Origin of the sequence: Trinickia sp. NRRL B-1857 (assembly GCF_050470685.1) — a bacterium.
Taxonomy (GTDB): Bacteria; Pseudomonadota; Gammaproteobacteria; order Burkholderiales; family Burkholderiaceae; genus Trinickia.
Window position 1 is genome coordinate 835,040 of record NZ_JBFLUK010000011.1, and the last position, 18,333, is coordinate 853,372.

Here is an 18,333-nt window from a genome sequence, read left to right on the forward strand (position 1 = left end):
TCCGCTGTACGACCGTTTTGCCGAGTGCAAAGCGGCGCTGACTTTTGTCGTCCAAGCATATTTCAACGTAGTGCTTTCGCACGAGTAAAGGGGTAAGACTTTGAAACCATCGAAACGATATGGCGCCTTGATGATCGCGGCCGTGGCCGCCGCATTGAGCGGTTGCGCCACCGAATCCTCGCAGACGCTCGCCGTTCCGGCAGTTGCCGTCGCGCAAACGCCGTATGCGGGCAAGCCCGTCGCGATCTCGATCGGCAAATTCGATAACCGCTCGGACTATATGCGCGGTATTTTCTCCGACGGCGTGGACCGGCTCGGCGGCCAAGCGAAGACGATTTTGACGACAACGCTGCAACAAAGCGGTCGCTTCAACGTGCTCGATCGCGACAACCTGAGCGAGATCAAGCAGGAAGCCGGCTTCATGCATAAGGCCCAATCCGTCAAGGGCGCGAACTACGTGATTACGGGCGACGTCACGGAATTCGGTCGTAAGGAAATCGGCGACAACGAACTGTTCGGCATCCTCGGCCGCGGCCGCAAGCAGATCGCTTATGCGAAGGTGAGCTTGAATGTCGTCGATACGACCACGTCGGAAGTCGTGGCGTCGAGCCAAGGCGCCGGCGAATACAGCCTGTCCGATCGCGAAATCGTGGGCTTCGGCGGGACCGCGAGCTACGACTCGACGCTGAACGGCAAGGTGCTCAATCTCGCGATTCAAGAGGCCGTGAATCATCTGGCGCAGAAAGTCGACGCGGGCGCATTGCAAACGCGCTGATCGGCGGAAAGTCGACGCCGAGTGCGTCGATTCGGTTACCTATCGATAACGATAACGATGAAACACACGTTTATGACACGCGGCGCGGGGTTCGCCGCGCTGGCGGCCACGATGCTCTTCACGGGCTGTGCGCCGACCACGCCGTCGCTCTATCAGTGGACGGCTTATCAGCCCGAGGTTTATGCCTACTTCAAGGGCAAGGAAAGTCCGCAGCAGCAGATCGACGCGCTCGAGAAAGGGTTGCAGGAGATTCGCGCGAAGGGCAACGTGCCGCCGCCGGGCTTTCATGCCCAGCTCGGCATGCTCTACGCGAGTGTCGGCAACGACCAGCAGTCCAAGCAAGAGTTCGCGGCGGAGGAAACGCAATTCCCCGAGTCGGCGCCTTTCATGGACTTCTTGATGAAGAAACCCAAGTAAAGCGAGCACCGACCCATGTCCAAACTCTTTTCTTTCCGACTGTGGCTGGCGCTCTCGGCCGCGGCATTGCTCGCGGCCTGCGCGGCGCCCGTCAAACACGTCGACTACACCGCGTTCAAGAACAGCCGGCCGCGTTCGATCTTGCTGTTGCCGCCTGAGAATGCGACGCCCGATATCAACGCAACGTACGGGTTGCTTTCGCAGATGACGATGCCCGTTGCCGAAGCTGGCTATTACGTCGTACCGGTTGCGGTGATGGCCGAGGCGTTCAAGCAAAACGGCTTGACGACGCCGGGCGATATCGAAACCGCGCCGCCCGCGAAGCTGCGCGAGATTTTCGGGGCCGATGCCGCGTTGTATACGAAGGTCACGCAATACGGCTCCGTCTATCAAGTCATCAGCAGTACGACGATCGTCAAGGCTTCGGCTAAGCTCATCGACTTGCGCACCGGCGACGTGCTCTGGCAGGGATCGGCCGTCGCGACGGGCGACGATCTGCACGGCAACGCGAATGCCGGCGGCGGCATTATCGGTTTGCTCGTTCAAGCGGCCGTGAAACAGATCATTCACAGCATGACGGACGAAAGTCACGACGTTGCCGGCCTGACGAGCTGGCGCTTGCTCCACGCCGGACCGCCGAACGGTTGGCTGTACGGCCCGCATTCGCCTAAGTACCAAACGGACTGACGGCGCGTTCGTCTCCGTTTGCGCGCGGCGTCTTCTTTCGTGAAGGCGCCGCACGTGGGCAGACCCGGACCCTACACCGACGCGGCGATATGTTCTCGCAGCCACTGGTGAGCAGGGTCGCGATGCGCCCGTTCGTGCCAGAGCATGCACATCTCGTAGCCCGGCACATCGATAGGCGGCGCTGCGATACGTAGCGCCGGGTTGTCCTGAACGAGTCGCAGCGGCGCCATGGCCACGAGGTCGCTGTTCGCTACCGCCGACACTAAAAATAGAAAATGCGGCACCGAGAGGACCACGCGTCGCGTGAGTCCGATTGCACGAAGCACTTCGTCGGTCGCTCCGTGAAAACCACCGCCATCGGGCGAGACAATGGCATGGTCAAGCTTGCAAAACTGCGCGAGCGTCGGCCGCCGTTTTAGACGCGGGTGATCGGCTCGGCCGATCAAGACGTAGCGTTCGGCAAACAGCACGCGCCGGCGCATCGTGTCGGGCGCGCCTTCCGCCGTATGAAAGGCGAGATCGATCTCGCCTTGCTCTGCTTGTTTTTCGAAGCGCAGCGGCGCCATCTCGACTACGGCAAGCCGGCTCATCGGCGCTGCCGGACGTAGCCGTCGCAATGCCGGCAAGACGATCGTCGATTCGGCGTAATCGGTGGCAGCGAGCCGCCACGTTTCTTGCGCACGCATCGGATCGAACGCGGAAGGCGGCGCGACTGCGCGTTCGAGCGCACCGAGCGCGTCGCGTAACGGTTCGCGCAACTGCTCCGCGCGCTTGGTCGGCCGCATGCCGCGCGGCCCCGGCAATAGCAGCGGATCGTCGAACACGTCACGCAGTTTCGCGAGCTGAACGCTCACGGACGGCTGCGAATAATGCAACCGCTGCGCCGCCCGCGTGACGTTTTGCTCGGTGAGCAGCATATCGAGCGTGACGAGCAGATTGAGATCGAGACTTCTGAGGCGATTATCCACAGTAATACCTGAGATTCTAGGAATTCATTTCAACTATACCTGCGCGCGCCGTACGCTGTGTCCTCAATCAACGAGGAGATCGATGTCATGAATGTATTGCTCGTCTACGCACATCCCGAACCGACGTCTTTGAACGGTGCGCTGAAGGACTTTTCGGTGACGCGGCTGGAAGCGGCGGGGCATACCGTGCGCGTGTCGGATTTGTATGCGATGAAGTGGAAGGCGACGATCGATGCCGACGACAGCACCGAGCATGTGCCCGGCACGCCGTTCAATGCATCGCTCGAATCGAAGCACGCGTTCGAAAACGGCACGCAAAGCGCGGATATCGCGGCCGAGCAGGAGAAGCTGAAGTGGGCCGACGCCGTCATTCTCCAGTTTCCGCTCTGGTGGTTCTCGATGCCGGCGATTCTCAAGGGATGGATCGAGCGTGTCTACGCGTACGGCTTCGCTTATGGCGTAGGCGAGCATTCCGATAAACGCTGGGGCAATCGGTACGGCGAAGGCTCGCTGGCCGGCAAACGCGCCATGCTGGTCGTCACCACGGGCGGATGGGAACCGCACTACGGTCCACGCGGAATCAATGGGCCGATCGACGACATCTTGTTTCCGATCAATCACGGCGTGCTGTTTTATCCGGGCTTCGATGTATTGCCGCCGTTCGTCGTTTATCGAACCAGTCGAATGGACCCGACGCGATTCGCGCAAACGACCGATGCATTGGGGCGGCGCTTGGACGAACTCTGGAGCACGAGGCCGATTCCCTACCGCCGTCAAAACGCCGGCGACTACGAGATTCCCGAATGCACGCTGAAAGAGGACATCTTGCCGGGACAGACGGGGCTCGGCGTGCACGTTGCGAAGTGAGCGGCGCGAGGCAAGGCTGATGTCCAACGTGATCTCGAGAGCCGATTCCAAAGCCAACGGTTGACAATGCATTTTGATGCATCTAGTTTACTGGACATTCAATTCCATAAAACTAGAACCAATGAATGTCCATGACACGATCGCCCGCCGCGTGCGGGAGCTGCGCGATGCGAAGGGCTGGTCCCTCGATGCGCTCGCCGAACGCAGCAAAGTCAGCCGGTCCAACATTTCTTTGATCGAGCGGGGGCAAAGCAGCCCCACCGCGATCGTGCTCGACAAGCTTGCGATGGCGTTCGGCGTCTCGTTGGCGGCGCTGTTCGAGCAAACGGAGCAGGTTGCGATCGCCGAGCCGTCTCCGCATTGCTCGCGCCACGAGCAGTTGCAGTGGACGGATCCGGAATCGGGCTACGTCCGGCGCAACGTATCGCCGCCGGCGTGGTCGCCGATCCAGTTGGTCGAGGTTCAGTTTCCGCCCGGCAAACAGGTCGCATACGAGACCGGCTTACGCGATGCCGATATTCACCAGCAGGTCTGGATCATGGACGGGAGCATGGAGGTGACCGTGGGCAATCGGCTTTGGCGCCTCGAGGCCGGCGATTGCCTCGCCATGAAACTCGATTGCCCGATCGTGTTTCGCAATACCTCGCGCAAGACGGCGCGCTACCTCGTTGCGCTGAGCAAGCCGCCGGTCAACGAATCGCGGAGCCACTGACGATGACGAGCGAGGCGATTACGATCCGCTGTTTGGGGACGAACGAAGCGATGGCTTGCGTCGATGCATTGGCCGACGTATTGATCGATTGCGTGGAGGGCGGCGCATCGGTGAGCTTCATGTTGCCGATATTGAGAGATACGGCGATAGCGTTTTGGCGACGCGTCGCCGATGGTGTCGCGCTGGGCGAGCGGATTTTGCTGATCGCGGAAAGCGAGGCGGGGCGAATCCTCGGTACCGTCCAATTGATTACGTCCCAGCCTGAAAACCAGCCCCATCGGGCCGACGTTGCAAAGATGCTCGTGCATCGGGATGCCAGGCGGCAGGGGATTGCTCAGCGTCTGCTTGCCGCTATCGACGAGCATGCTCGGCATGCCGGCAAATCCGTGCTCGTGCTCGACACGGTAACGGGCGGCGATGCCGAGCGGCTATACGAACGCGCGGGGTGGCTGAAGGTGGGGACTGTGCCGAACTATGCATTGATGCCCGATGGCGCGTTTTGCGGCACGACGTTTTTTCACAAGCAACTCGTATAGTGGGGTTTTGCGTCATTCCGGAAAGTGATGCACTATCCGCGGTTTGTGGCGAGTAGACTGCGAAGTCTTGAACTGCCGGGCAATCTCGCCCAAACCGCCAAGCCAGCTATCGAGGAAATCCATGACCAAGCTTGCATGCACAGTATGGCTCACGGGCCTTAGCGCAGCCGGCAAAACGACCCTTGCGCATGCACTTGCCGAGTTGCTTGCGACGAAGGCGATCGCAAACGAAGTGCTGGATGGCGACGTCGTCCGTCAAACCTTATGCCGCGATCTCGGTTTCTCGCCCGAAGACCGCCGCGAGAATGTGCGGCGCGTGGCTGAGCGATGCCGAGAACTCAATGACGCCGGCGTCGTTGCCATCGCAGCGCTCGTTTCTCCGTATCGTGCGGACCGGGAGGCGGCTCGGCTTGCGATCGGCGCGGATCGATTTGTCGAAATATTCGTTTCGACGCCCCTAGCGGTGTGCGAAGCGCGCGATCCGAAAGGGTTATATGAAAAGGCGAGGGCCGGACAGATCACCAATATGACCGGCATCGGCGACGTCTACGAAATTCCCCTCGATCCCGATCTATCGATCGATACCAGTTTGCGCCCGACCGAAGCGGCCGTTCACGCCATAGCGCGAATGTTGGGTATTGGTCACTCATACAGTGCTCCGTGTACGACGGAAGACGAAAACCAATAGGTACAATTAAAATTATTTCGAGATATCTCATTCGTCTTTGTCGCGTCGTACATTCGAAAGAAATTTCGACAGAACTGTATCCCTCGTGAAAATTCGCCTTTAATACTGAGGGTTTACTCAGCGCGGATCGCTGTTGCGGTATCCGAGTTTCGATATGCGGGTGGCACCGCGCCCCCAGTCGTGGCATAGTGCGTCCCATTCATCTTGATGGAGGAACTTATGGCTACATTGGAATCGATCGAAACGAAGATCAAGCGCCTTCAAGAACAGGCTGAGGCCATTAAAGCGAAACAAGCTTCTGCGAGCCTCCAACGCATCGTCGCGCTCATGGACAAAAGCGGCGTCACGATCGCCGACATCGAGGCGCACCTCGGCGGTGCGAAGCGCGGCAAGCGATCGGCCAAGCAAGCCTCTGCCGTTATAGCGAAGTATCAAGATCCCAAATCGGGCGCGACGTGGTCGGGGCGCGGGCGCGCGCCGGCTTGGATCGCTCATGCGAAAAACCGTAGTAAATTCTTGGTCGACGGGCAGGCGTCGAGCGCACCCGTCGCAGCCTCGGGCGAAGCGAAGCGGAAAGGTGCTTATGTTCGCGGGCCGCAGCCGGCCAAGTACCGCGATCCCGGTAGCGGCGCTACATGGTCGGGCCGCGGACGCGCGCCGGCATGGATGGCCAATGCCAAGGACCGCGCGAAGTTTCTGATTGAAGGCCAAGCGTAGTCATTGCCGATAAAAGACGAATCGCCTTCATTGCTGCGTGCATTGAATGCCTAAAGGATAGGGAACCGATACGACATGCAAAACGCCTCGGGGACGCTAAACGAGCGCGTCGATAGCCTGCTTCGCGAGGCGTTTCTCGCCTGCGACTTACCCGTGGAAGGTGCTCGTGCGGTTCGTGCCACGCGTCCTGAGCTAGGCGACATGCAGTGCAATGGGGCGATGGCGCTGGGCAAGTCTTTGAAGCGCAATCCGCGCGATATCGCCCATGCCGTAGCGGAAAAGCTGCACGGAAACGCCGCTTTCGATTCGGTCGAGGTGGCCGGTGTGGGCTTCCTCAACCTGCGGCTATCGGCGGCGCTACTCGCGGATTACGCGCGATTCCAACTCGATTCGGAGAGCGTCGGTATCGAGCGCGTGAGCGAACAAGCCGAGCAAGTCGTTATGCTCGACTTTGGCGGTCCCAATGTCGCTAAGCCGCTGCATGTGGGCCATCTCCGTTCGCTCGTGATCGGGGAAAGCCTGCGGCGGATTTTCGCTTGCCAAGGCTACCGGACGATTTCAGACGTCCATCTCGGCGATTGGGGCTTGCAGATGGGCATGCTGATCGCCGAGATCCGCCGAGTCTTTCCCGATTTACCGTGCTTCGGTGCTTCGCCTAGCCTCGATCGCGGCGCGCTCCCGTTCGAAATGCAGGACCTTCAGCAACTCTATCCGCGCGCGGCGGCGGCTTGCCAAGCGGATCCCGAGCGGATGAGCGAAGCGCGCGAAGCAACGGCGCAACTGCAAGGCGGACATCCCGGCCATACGATGCTTTGGCAAGCGATTCGTACGATGTCGCTCGAGGCGCAAAAGCGCGACTTCGACGTGCTCGATGCGCATTTCGATCTCATGCTCGGAGAAAGCGATGTGCAGTCGCTGATTCCCGATATGGTGGCCGATTTGCGCAATCGTTCGATCGCGGTCGAAAGCGATGGGGCGCTTGTGATCGACGTGGCCGAAGCCGGCGATGCGAGTCCGTTGCCGCCGCTGATCTTGGCGAAGTCGGACGGCGCGGCATTGTATTCGACGACAGACCTCGCCACGATTCTCGATCGTGCACGCGATACGAAATTGGCGAAGATCGTCTACGTCGTCGATCAGCGGCAAGCGCTGCATTTCGAGCAAGTTTTCCGGGCGGCTCGCCGCGCCGGGTTTGCGAACGATATCGAACTCATTCACGCGGGCTTTGGCACCGTGAACGGCGCGGATGGAAAACCGTATAAAACGCGGCAAGGCGGTGTTGCGCAACTGTCGGACTTGCTCAATGCTGCGATCGAGAAGGCGCGCGAGCGGCTCGCGGCGATTCACGCCGGAGCGGGCGATCTCGACGAGGCCGGTACGCCAAATGCCGACGCGCTTGCCGTGGATACCGACCTCGATAAGCTTGCGCGACAGGTTGGGATCGGTGCGATTAAGTTCGCGGATCTCTCGAGCTTTCGGACATTGGGCTACGTGTTCAATCCCGACCGCATGGTGTCCTTCGAGGGGCGGACGGGGCCCTATGTCCAGTACGCGTGCGTGCGCATTCAGTCGATGTTGGCCCGAGCGAGAGAAGAGGGCGTATCGGTTGGGACGATCCAGCCGGAGCATGTCGCCGAGCGGGCGCTATTGCTCGAGTGCGCTCGGCTTCCCGAGGTGGTGAAATCCGCGGCGGCAAACCTAGCGCCGAACGAGCTGACCGATTATGTGTTCGGGTTAGCGCAAGCGTTTAGTCGCTTTTATAGCGAATGCCCTGTACTTGCAGCCGAGGCGCCGGCGCTACGAGCCTCGCGCTTGGCGATGAGCACGCTTTGCTTGCGCGTGCTCACACAGGGGTTGTATCTGCTCGGCATTGCCGTGCCCGACCGGATGTAAGGCGGTCTTTCAGTGATAGATAGGATAGGTTGGCGTTGCTTGCCAGCGCATGGCTAAGCTTCGATCGCGACTCGCTCGACGTAGGAAAAGCGACGCCAGCCTTCAACGCCGACAAACACGCAACTGATACCGTGCGCGCTGGCTGCTTCAGCGAATTTTTCGCTGCACAGCACCTTCAGTTCGGCAAGCGCTTCGTCCGTAAAATCGTAGGGGCTAACAAACGAGATTGCGGCTACTAGGCGCCCGTTAGATTCTTGGAATTCGTCTTCGCGCGCGCAGATATCGTAGGCCGGAACCTCCACGTCTTGGTCGCCGCGATAGATCGAGGGCAAGCCCCGATACTCCGCCTCGATCGTGCCGTAGGCATCTTCGCGTGCGTTAAAGACGGCTTCCGGAATGTCGCCTTCGAAGTCAGCCGGTAGTCCTGCTAGCTGAAACTGCAACGCAATCCAAGCTTCCTCGAGTACGGGGGTGCTGCTCGATACTGCCATGTATTTATCCTTCGGTCGTAGCGATTGTCGGAGCGGATGGGGTGGCCGGGCACGCGCAGCGATTCGCGGGCTCAACCATGACTGTCCACCCAGGCGCGGCTCCAATTGAGACCGACGAGCTCGGCTTCGCTTTCGCTCTCGAAGGTGCCTAACACCCCCGACGTTTCGACGAGCTTGTTATTTTGCGTGATTGTGCCGCTCGCCGCGTATTCGTGACCCTGCCGAATGGCGTGCCCCCATATCGAATACCCTTTGTAGCGCTCGGCGTCCATCAACGGCTTACCTCCGGTCGTGTACCGCGTGAATTGACTCGCAGTATATTGCCTTCGGGCGTGAGTTGCGGCGGGAAGAGTTGCACATGGGGTGCCGCATCAAGCGAAACCGAACGCGTGGCGTGAGCACGCTTCGTGGATTTCGATGCGCTCGCCGTCACGCGCGACGGTTTCGCTTTTGCTGTGTGCTTTGCCGACAGGCGGTGGACCGCCGGCCGATGCGGCGTGTGGTGGCTGACGCGACTCGTGTGCGGGGCGTGCCGCGCCTCCGGCGGATTCCATACCTCGCGATAGTGTTCGCTAGCGTGGGCCGTGCAAACCGAAGCGCTAGCCAACAGCGTGACAACCAAAACGCGCAACATTCTTTCTCCCTGCCTTCAAAGCAAACTGTGCCATTTCAGCGACGCCGAAAACTTCCGGGCTGGCTGCGGCGAACTGAGTGAATATTACTGTATATCTATACAGGTGTCACTCGGTTCGTGGTTTGAGGTGGCGCGGCGAGGTCGAGTCGGCACCGACGCATGGCGGACGGTGACAGCTCCGGTTCAGTTGGATATTAGGCTCCGATCCGGGCTTTTTAAATATGCACTATAGAATGACGCCGGACATTATCCGCGGCGGCGGTGCACTGTCGATGGCGTTTGTACGCAATGATCGGCCGCGCCTGAGGTAGACGGGGCTGCATGGCAGTCCCGCAATGACGATAGCAGGTTGGAAATGACAGGCAAGCAGAGTAAGCGCAAGGCGCCAAAGGCCACGGACGCCAAAAAGACAGGCGGCGGTACGGCAGTCGGGGGAGGCGTCAATTTTCAGGCCGCGGTGACGGCGATTGTTGGGGTGCATATTCTACGCGGCACCGCTTTGACCTGGCTCGACGGAATATGCAGCGACAAGCCCATTGCCGTATGGGCGGAAAGCGAGGGGCCGGGAGACGACCTGTGCATCGAATTCGAGACCAGCGCCAAAATCGAGGTGCAGGTTAAAAAGGGCTTAGTTCGCGGTACCGGCCTTTGGGAGGCCTTGCGCTCGATTGCGAAGGCAATCCATCAGGGCCGGTTGTCGCACGGCGTATTGGTGGTCGCCTCGGATTCAAGCAATACCGTTCGCGAGGATTTAGCCAAGGACATCGAGCGGCTCGGGCAGGGCCGCACGGATTCGCTCACCGAGATTGGCGAAGAATGGGCTCGGCGGCTACGCGACGCGAACATACCCGCCCAAACCGTATGCCGATGTATGCGTATCAGAGTTATCTATGCGCTTAGCCCCGCAGACCCCGATATCGGTGCGGCCAAGGAGGTTCTTCGCTCTATCTGCGCGCGCAATGACGACATCGACGAGGCGTGGAACGGCCTCTACTACAAGGCCGTGCTTGCAATAGCAAACCGTGGCCGATGGACATTGTATGAACTGATTCGACTACTTAAGGGCTCGAATATTGCAATCCGCGAGGATGAATTCCCCGCGTCTGTGATCGATCGCTATTCCCGGTGGGTTCGGGATGCCCATGCGCATTTTTCGATTACGGGTATCAAACGCAAGATCCCGCTCTCACACTTGCTGCCGATGCAACTGGAGGAAACGGCGTCTCATGGCACGTCTGCCGGCGATGCTGCGTTAGCGCTGGAGCGATATCACAAGAGAGAGGAGCGTGCCCGGTTCGATAGGGCGCTCGATGCCGCCTGGACGGCGCGGTTCAAGAGGCTGGCCGTGGTGGTAGCGGGCCCGGGATTGGGCAAGTCGACGCTGATCAAAGAACTCGCTTATCAGTATTCGCAGGATGGCTATCCGGTGTTGCGTGTTGCACTGAAGCCGATTGCCGCGGCTATGGAGCAGGGGGCGACGTTCACGGAACTGCTCCTGAGTCATGCGCTCGATGGATTTCCTGTTTCACCGGAACAGGTTCGAGGCTTCGCGCGTTTAAATCTCGTGGTACTCGCGGATGGGCTGGACGAATGCGGGAGTGCGCACGGGCGTGTAGCGGAACAGATCAATTCATTTGCGCTGGGTCACCCCCGTGCGCGCATGGTGGTGACCACCCGACCGATAGGCTACGACACGGATAAGCTATCGGATTGGACGCATTACCGGCTTCTGCCGCCAAGGAAAGAGAACGGGGCGAAAAACCTCGAAAAGCTGGTGCGTGCCGTGTCGACGGATGAACGTGGGGTTTCCGATGCGGCGGATTCGTCGTCGTATCGGCTCGGGCACACGTCGCCCAGCGAAGCCATTTCGATTAGCCCGCAGCTGCTCGGGATGTCTGCCTCGCTGATTTATCATCTTCGCGCGTTGCCTGATACTCGCTTCGAACTCTATGGGCAACTGATGAGCCTATTCGAGCGAGCACCGGCGGATGCCTTGGAGGAAGCCGATCTCTACGAGATGATTCTCGACATCATCGGCTGGATCCTCATGGCCAATCCGCTGATCACGTTCAACGAATTGGTTCGTCGTACAGCCGAGACGCTTGCACTGGCGATGGAAGCGGCGCCCCTGACGCTGACGAGACAAGTCCGGCGTGCGATTGCTCATTGGGAACGCGTAGGTCTGATCGAAAAGGTGTTCCACGGCAGCACCGAGCTGCTGACCTTTATCCACAAGACGTTTTGCGAGTTTGTCGCTGCACGCTACTTGGTTCGAAATCGGAAGCAACTGATCGGAGAAGTAGTCGATCAACCGGACAAGCAAGAGGTGGTGAACTTCGCGGTTGCGCAAGGGTTGGCCGATGATTTGATCGAGTTCTACCTGGCGCGCCATGCCGAGGGGCGTGCACGGCAGTTGGAACCGGGCCTTTCATTACTGCGCGATGAAGACGTTGCCGTCTCTGAGCGCTGGGCGCAGGCGCTGATACGTCAATCCCTGAAGGCCATCGAGGAGGGGGCGACCGAGAGATTCGGCATAGGCCTTGCACTCTCTAAAATGGTAAAAAAGGAAAAGGCAGGGCAACTTGTGGGGCCGTGGGCTGCGGCGAATCTCGAGTCAAGCGATCCGGCAATCAAGCTCGTAGCGTGGGCCGTCGCTGTCAGTGATCGCTCCGCTCAGTATGACGCCGATAAGTTGTCTGCTGCTTTAGCGGAATGTCTTGGAAGCATGGAGGCGGTTAGCCTTCGCGATGTCGTCGATCGAAAGGATCGTCGTGATCGCGACTTGATAGAAGTGGTTGCTTTGGCGGCGTTGAAAGCACAGTCGGATGATCGGGCGAGGTTGTTTGCGGAGCAACACCTGCAACACAGTAAGCTCGCGACGTTGAAGTTTCGATTTCAGGTCAACGCTATTCTGAAATCTCGAGGCATCGAACCGTTGCCGCTGCCGCCGCTCTCCGAGATGCAAACCAAGCCGTCAGCTGGGTTAGTTAGATCGGTTCCGAGCGGTCCCAGTTGGGCGCAAGCGTACGTTAGCCTTTATCGAACAATCACTAGGGCTTTCGTCGGCGAGCAGCCTGAACCGACTACCGAGTTAAACCGTGGCCGACCTTTCGTTCAATTTGCCGGGCTGATATATGGGTCTGGCTTTATGGAGAGACCGGCGAACGATATCTACGCTTGGACGACCGCCCACGACGAGCTTGCCGCGCAAGCGACGATAAGAGCTGTCGCCCAGTTGCTGCCGCTCGATTTGGGCGTTCTCGCGGAAGAGGCGAGGGCACTGATGTGTCGAGCCGACGAGGATCTAATCGATTCGATCTTTGATTTTTACCCTGCGGTGGACATCGGCGAACCGAACTGGGACAACGCGAAAGATGTGCCGTTGAATCGCGAGCAGGTGTTGCGCGGACTGCTTCATCCGTCCGAGTGGATCAATTACCTCGCCGCGAACATTTTTGTTTGCTTGCCTATGTCGCGCGATGAGCTAGAGGCTCTGTTGAATGCGGCGACCGGCGATTCCTTGCGCCGCATCGTCGGACTCATTCTCCATCATTATTTTGATCAAACACAGGCAATGTTGGTGCAGCGGCTGACGAATGATGCGTCGGGTGACGTAAGCGCCGTTTTCGACGCGTTCGTTGATCTCCAGACCTCACCCTCGCTCGATCTTATGAAGGCAACGCTGACCGCCTTGGGTTTGAGCAATGCGAATACAGTCGAGTCTGCCAGCGAGCTTCTGACTCTATGGGTCGATAGCGGTACGACTGTAGACGAAGAAGTCATTGCCAAGGCCATCGAACATTGGGAAAACGAGGATGGCGGGAAGCGAAACAGCCTGTCGAAAACACCACTCGATGCGCTGGACAAGCTTTTGGAGCGGGTCAGGGCCGCTCAATGAGGGAAATCATCAGCTACTTACCGCAAAAAAACCGCCGGCTCGTGTTACGGATGGCGGGATCGACTGTCATTTTGGCGGTACCGCCCTTGAAACGGTTAAATATGATGAATGCGTGACGGCCCGTTCCCGTGCCGGACTCAGGGCGCATTGGGGCGGGCAAACTGGTTCTAACAAAGTCGGAGGAGCCATGATGCTTTTCGCCTCGAGCCGAGCGGGTCTTGCAGTCGCGGTCGCGCTGACCATGCCGGCCATCGCCCTGGCGGCGGGGCCGTTACCGCAGGGCGGGCAGTTCGTCGCCGGCTCCGGCGTCATGTACCGCAACGCGACGTCGCTCGGGATCGTTCAAGGAACGGACCGGGCCGTTATCGATTGGAAGAGCTTTTCGATCGGCGCGGGCAACAGCGTCTCCTTTCAAAACGCACGTGCCACGCTGAATCGGATCACGGGCGAAGATCCCTCGCTCATTCTCGGCTCGCTGACTTCGAGCGGCGATCTCTACGTGATCAATCCTCATGGCATGGTCATCGGCAGCAGCGGAGTCATCGTCACGGCTGGGCGCTTCGTCGCCTCCACGCTCGATACGGACAACGCCACGTTCATGAACGGTGGCCCGCTTACATTCTCGAGCCCCTTGGGTAGCGCGAACGGCGCCATCGTCAACGGTGGCCATATAACGTCCACCTTCGGCGACGTCATTCTTCTCGCTAACAACGAAGTCGATAACGTGGGCACCATCGGCGCATCGAACGGCACCACGGAACTTGCCGCGGGGCAACGAATACTATTGCAGGATTCGGCGGGAAGCCGGCAAGTGTTCGTGCAGAAAGGCAGTGCGGGTACGGTCGTCAATCGTGGCGATATCGAAGCGGCGCAGATCAGCCTGCAAGCGGCCGATGGCAATGTCTACGCGCTCGCCGGCAACCATGCGGTGCTGCGTGCGACAGGCGCCGATATACGTGACGGTCACGTGTGGCTCGTCGCCGATACAGGCAGAGTTTGGATGGACGGCACGATCGACGCGCGCGATGCGGACGGCAGCGGCGGCACGGTCGATACGCAGGCGGCGAGATTGCGGATCGCGGGCGGTCCGACGGTAAAAGCGAACGTGTGGAACATCACTCTGCCGATGTACGCGATCGATGCCGTCGACGCGCAAATGCTACAGGCGAATCTCAATGGAGGCACGTCGATCGGTATCCGAACGACAGGTGTAGGCGGCGCAACGGGAGATGTCGACATTGGATTCGGCATGCATTGGAGCAGCGCTGCATCGCTGACGATCGACGCGTATCGTTCGCTGACGATCGACGAGATTTCGAAGTTGATCAACGAAGGCTCGGGCAATTTGACGTTGCGCGCCGATTCGCAAGCGATCGATAACGGCGGCAGCATCGTGAATAACGGCGTGGTGGATTGGTCCCGAAGTCTTGGGACCGTCAGCACTTACTACGACATGAACGGGACCTATGTTCCCGGCGCAATGTTTTCTAACGCGCTTTGGACTTCACCGATAGACAGCGGTATTGCAACGCAAATTTCCGCGTACAAGCTAGTCAACAATCTTTCGGACCTGAACGACGTCCGGGCCGATCTCACCAGCAATTACGCGCTCGGCGGAAACATCGATGCCGGAGGGCTTGGGGGCAACATTTTTATTCCCATCGGCACGACCGATACGCCTTTCATGGGCCAATTCGACGGGCAGGGCCACACGATCGACTCGCTGACCGTACGCGAGGTCACCGGCAACGCGGTGGGGCTGTTTAGGATATTGGGTGCGGGCTCCGTCGTGCGCGATTTGAACCTCAATGGGAACGTGGCGGTAAGCGGCGGGCCCAGCGATCGTACAGCCAACGAGGGAATCTTAGCGGGCGTAAATAACGGGACTATCTTACGGGTCAAGACGTCGGGTAGCGTCGTCGACTATAACGCCGGAAACGACTCTTGGGACGGGGGACTCGTGGGCGTCAACCTCGGCACGATTGAGCATTCGAGCAGCACTGCAAGCGTGACCTCGGGGGTAGCGGGCGGCCTGGTCGGCGTGAACTACGGCACGATCGATCAGTCGCACGCGTCGGGAGAAGTTCAGGGGGTGGGAACGGGTCCCTTGGACGGCCCGGGAGGCCTCGTCGGCCAGAATTTAGGCGGGACGATCAGCCTTTCTTATGCAACGGGTCTAGTGCGAAACGCATGTTATGGCGATGTCTGCACCGGCGCGGCGGGACTCGTCTACGAGAACTACGCCGGCGCGATCGTCCAATCGTTCTCAACGGGTACGGTGGACGCGACGGGATGCACGCCCGATAGCTGCGGCGTCGGTGCGGGGCTGGTCTGGAGGAATGACAAAGACGGCACGATCACCCAGTCGTATGCGACCGGCTCCGTATTGGCTTCCGGTTGTGCGAATAATGTGATTTGCGGTGCCGCGTCCGCGCTCGTCGGCTACAACCTAGGGACGATTAACCAGTCGTTTGCCACGGGGCAGGTATCGGGTGGGGTTGTCAAATCGCCCTCCGGGCCGAAGGTGTTGAGCTACGGCATCGCGTTCAGCAATAGCGGCGTTATAGGAAACGACGTGTACTGGGATAAAGATACGACCGGGACTTCTATCGGTGTGGGCGAGGGTATTCCGATCCCGGCGGCAAATGGATTGATCGCAGCACAGATGGCCGACCCGGCCAGTTTCTCGGGTTGGGATTTCAGCTCGGCGGGTCCATGGGAGATGCCGATCGCATCCGCACACCCGATTCTTCGTTGGCAGATGCAGCCGTAATGCATGCGCGACGGGATGGGATGGACGACCTCACATTTGCGAGGTCGCGTCTTCTCCGCTTATTGGCCGAACAGCTTCTTGTGGAGTTCCGCGTAAGTGATTTGCGCTTCGTACGTTCGGTTTTAGCCGGCGTTCAACTCTGCGACGCGCTGGAGACGTTCGTCGAAAAGAGCCCTGTTATTAGGCTTGAGCTTACGTAGATCGGCCAGGACTGCTTCGAATCTTGTGGCTTCCGTACCGTGCTTTATGTCGTCGATATGCGCTCTGATTTCGAGAAACGCATTGATGGCATCGTCCCGCTTCACGTTGGTCTGCCGTATCAGCGAATCGAGTGCGTCGGAAATGCGGCCCAACTGCTTACCGTAACTCTCTTTGGCGACGATTGCCCGCTCCATGAGCGGATCTGTCGAGTTCGAATCATTGACTACCACGCCCGCGAACGTCCACGGCAGTATCGATTGTTGAAGGCGCTCTGGCGCCGCAAAAAGCGTCTGCGCGAACTGCATCGGCCAGAGCATCGTCGACCATGGCCAAGGTGCCGCTTCGGTAGGCAACATGTTGTTCCCCTTATACGGTGCAATGTGCCGCGGAAGGCGACATCGGAAATCGTAGATCGGGTAAAGACTAGGCGATTCGAACTATTGAAGACTGTTAAGTCGTACCAGGGCATGACCTTCGGCGGGCGTTCTCAATTCTGCGCAACGCTCGACCGAAAGTTGCCGCAATGCTATTTACCTTCCTCCTCGATCGCGCCGAACGGTGCTTCCGTATCGCGTTTGTACTCGAGCAAGTCGCCTGGTTGACAATTAAGCACCTCGCAGATGCGCTCGAGCGTGTCGAAACGCATGCCCTTCACCTTGCCGGATTTCAAAAGCGATAGATTGGGTTCGGAAATGCCGATGTGCCGCGCTAGTTCGCGCGATTTCATCTTGCGCTCGGCTAGCAGCACATCGAGTCTTACTAGTATAGCCATAGTTCGTTAAATAAAGCCCTTGTTCTCTTCCGCAACTCTCGCGGCCTCAACCATCGCCCACGAGATGCCCAGCATCAATCCACCGAGCAACGTCACGAAGTAGTCGCTAAGCGTCAATTCGAGGACCCAGTGAGTCGAATATGACGCCGCTTGTAGGTTGCTTCTGAAATGATCAAACGACGCTTCAAACGAGGGAATGCGTTGGCAAAAAATCGCGTTTTCGTCCGACCAGTCGACCAGCCCCGCGAGTGTCTCAAGCGCGCAGCTCCAAATTCAAAAGAGCTAACAGTGCCTAGCGCCGTCCGATCGAAGTGACGTTGGCCGTTGCCGTCGAATACGCCATGGCGCTGTTGCGTCTGCCCGCCGACGTAACGACTGCGACCTTCGCATTGCGGTACTGCGACTGAGCATGGCTTTAGGTAAAACGGCAGTGTAAACCCTAGCTCATTATTCCCACGGAATGGGAATTGCATTTTTGTCCAGCGGGAGCGATGTGGCATTCTGCGTCATCGGAATCGCATCTCTTTCGGGCAAGACTCAACGTGAAACAGGAATCCAGCGTCATCGGCGCCGAGCGCCTGCTGCTCGTACTTACTGCGCTCGCGAGTCACGGTAAAGCCATGTCCGTGAAGGATATGCTCGGCGTGACCGGTCTGGCGCAAAGCACGCTCTATCGCCAAATCACGCTGCTTAAGCGCTGGGGCTTCGTGACGGAGGACGCGGGCTGCTATGCCCCCGGTCCCGTGAGCTTGCAGCTCGCACTCGGCTTCGACATCAATTCGATGCTGGTCGAAGCGAGCCGCGACGGCATGGCGGAGCTCTCGCGCGCGACGCAGGAGAGCGTCGGGCTCATCATCGCCGTGAACGACCAGGTGATCTGCCTCGAAATGGTCGAGAGCACGCACTCGCTGCGTTGCTCGTTCGAAAAGGGCCGCGCGGTGCCGTTGCGCGCGGGCGCGTCCGCCAAGTCGCTGCTTGCCTTCATGGCGGAGAAGACGCGCAACGAAGCGCTGGAGCGCCAGTTTGCCGGCGACGACGCGGCGCGAGCCGCCCTTGAAACGGAGCTCGAGCGCATTCGCGCGCGCGGTTACGCCGTGAGCGACAGCGAAGTGGATCCTGGCGTCTGGGGCGTGAGTGCGCCCGTGTTTCGGCGCATGTCGCGCGGCGCGGGCGCGAGCGCATCGATCACGCTGATGGCCCCGTCGTCGCGCGCGGCGGGCCGCGAACAACAGCTCGCCGACTGGACCGTGCGAACGGCCAACGGCATCTCCACCCGACTGCAATCTGCCTGAGCCTCACTCAAC

The 18,333-nt window shown here is 59.4% G+C and carries 17 protein-coding genes; 12 read left to right on the top strand and 5 right to left on the bottom strand.

The window, feature by feature from the left end; all coding sequences use genetic code 11:
- Positions 1-100 precede the first annotated feature (100 nt).
- The 3 genes from AB1286_RS24780 (at position 101) to AB1286_RS24790 (ending at position 1,879) form a co-directional block, all read left to right on the top strand.
- The gene (locus AB1286_RS24780; protein ID WP_430365879.1) at positions 101-775 is read left to right on the top strand and encodes a CsgG/HfaB family protein; all 675 of its coding nucleotides are present in this window, start codon (positions 101-103) and stop codon (positions 773-775) included.
- A 72-nt stretch (positions 776-847) separates the two neighbouring features.
- On the top strand, positions 848-1,192 hold the full coding sequence (locus AB1286_RS24785; RefSeq protein WP_430367307.1) for a DUF4810 domain-containing protein: 345 nt from the start codon (positions 848-850) through the stop codon (positions 1,190-1,192).
- 15 nt (positions 1,193-1,207) lie between these two features.
- Positions 1,208-1,879, top strand: a complete 672-nt coding sequence (locus tag AB1286_RS24790) for a DUF799 domain-containing protein (protein WP_430365880.1) — start codon at positions 1,208-1,210, stop codon at positions 1,877-1,879.
- A 71-nt stretch (positions 1,880-1,950) separates the two neighbouring features.
- Here AB1286_RS24790 and AB1286_RS24795 read toward each other — a convergent pair whose 3' ends face one another.
- Positions 1,951-2,862: a LysR family transcriptional regulator gene (locus AB1286_RS24795; RefSeq protein ID WP_430367308.1), complete on the bottom strand. Its 912-nt coding sequence runs from the start codon at positions 2,860-2,862 to the stop codon at positions 1,951-1,953.
- A gap of 72 nt (positions 2,863-2,934) precedes the next feature.
- Between AB1286_RS24795 and AB1286_RS24800 the strand changes: the two genes are divergently transcribed.
- From AB1286_RS24800 to argS, 6 genes are all read left to right on the top strand, one after another.
- Positions 2,935-3,714, top strand: coding sequence for an NAD(P)H-dependent oxidoreductase (locus AB1286_RS24800; RefSeq protein WP_430365881.1), 780 nt, complete (start codon positions 2,935-2,937; stop codon positions 3,712-3,714).
- A 121-nt stretch (positions 3,715-3,835) separates the two neighbouring features.
- A complete protein-coding gene (locus AB1286_RS24805) occupies positions 3,836-4,426 on the top strand; it encodes a helix-turn-helix domain-containing protein (RefSeq protein ID WP_430365882.1) in 591 nt (196 codons plus the stop codon).
- A 2-nt stretch (positions 4,427-4,428) separates the two neighbouring features.
- The gene (locus tag AB1286_RS24810; protein ID WP_430365883.1) at positions 4,429-4,962 is read left to right on the top strand and encodes a GNAT family N-acetyltransferase; all 534 of its coding nucleotides are present in this window, start codon (positions 4,429-4,431) and stop codon (positions 4,960-4,962) included.
- A 121-nt stretch (positions 4,963-5,083) separates the two neighbouring features.
- The gene (gene cysC, locus AB1286_RS24815; RefSeq protein ID WP_430365884.1) at positions 5,084-5,650 is read left to right on the top strand and encodes an adenylyl-sulfate kinase; all 567 of its coding nucleotides are present in this window, start codon (positions 5,084-5,086) and stop codon (positions 5,648-5,650) included.
- Positions 5,651-5,869: 219 nt separating this feature from the next.
- Complete coding sequence (locus AB1286_RS24820) at positions 5,870-6,367, top strand: H-NS family nucleoid-associated regulatory protein (RefSeq protein WP_430365885.1); 498 nt, start codon at positions 5,870-5,872, stop codon at positions 6,365-6,367.
- A gap of 75 nt (positions 6,368-6,442) precedes the next feature.
- The gene (gene argS, locus AB1286_RS24825) at positions 6,443-8,260 is read left to right on the top strand and encodes an arginine--tRNA ligase (protein ID WP_430365886.1); all 1,818 of its coding nucleotides are present in this window, start codon (positions 6,443-6,445) and stop codon (positions 8,258-8,260) included.
- A 53-nt stretch (positions 8,261-8,313) separates the two neighbouring features.
- Here the strand turns inward: argS and AB1286_RS24830 are convergent, their stop codons facing one another.
- Positions 8,314-8,751 (bottom strand): hypothetical protein, encoded by a 438-nt coding sequence (locus AB1286_RS24830; protein WP_430365887.1) that lies wholly within the window; start codon positions 8,749-8,751, stop codon positions 8,314-8,316.
- A gap of 71 nt (positions 8,752-8,822) precedes the next feature.
- Complete coding sequence (locus tag AB1286_RS24835; RefSeq protein WP_430365888.1) at positions 8,823-9,023, bottom strand: hypothetical protein; 201 nt, start codon at positions 9,021-9,023, stop codon at positions 8,823-8,825.
- Positions 9,024-9,740: 717 nt separating this feature from the next.
- On the opposite strand from AB1286_RS24835, the gene AB1286_RS24840 reads away from it, so the two are divergent.
- Together AB1286_RS24840 and AB1286_RS24845 are read left to right on the top strand one after the other, a co-directional pair.
- Complete coding sequence (locus AB1286_RS24840) at positions 9,741-13,283, top strand: NACHT domain-containing protein (protein ID WP_430365889.1); 3,543 nt, start codon at positions 9,741-9,743, stop codon at positions 13,281-13,283.
- A 187-nt stretch (positions 13,284-13,470) separates the two neighbouring features.
- Positions 13,471-16,056 (top strand): filamentous hemagglutinin N-terminal domain-containing protein, encoded by a 2,586-nt coding sequence (locus AB1286_RS24845; RefSeq protein WP_430365890.1) that lies wholly within the window; start codon positions 13,471-13,473, stop codon positions 16,054-16,056.
- 122 nt (positions 16,057-16,178) lie between these two features.
- Here the strand turns inward: AB1286_RS24845 and AB1286_RS24850 are convergent, their stop codons facing one another.
- Positions 16,179-16,562, bottom strand: coding sequence for a hypothetical protein (locus tag AB1286_RS24850; protein ID WP_430365891.1), 384 nt, complete (start codon positions 16,560-16,562; stop codon positions 16,179-16,181).
- Between the two features lie 221 nt (positions 16,563-16,783).
- The gene (locus tag AB1286_RS24855) at positions 16,784-17,029 is read right to left on the bottom strand and encodes a helix-turn-helix domain-containing protein (protein ID WP_430365892.1); all 246 of its coding nucleotides are present in this window, start codon (positions 17,027-17,029) and stop codon (positions 16,784-16,786) included.
- 542 nt (positions 17,030-17,571) lie between these two features.
- On the opposite strand from AB1286_RS24855, the gene AB1286_RS24860 reads away from it, so the two are divergent.
- Positions 17,572-18,321 carry an IclR family transcriptional regulator gene (locus AB1286_RS24860; protein ID WP_430365893.1) on the top strand — a complete coding sequence of 250 codons (750 nt, stop codon included), beginning with the start codon at positions 17,572-17,574 and terminating at the stop codon, positions 18,319-18,321.
- The last annotated feature ends 12 nt before the right edge of the window (positions 18,322-18,333 follow it).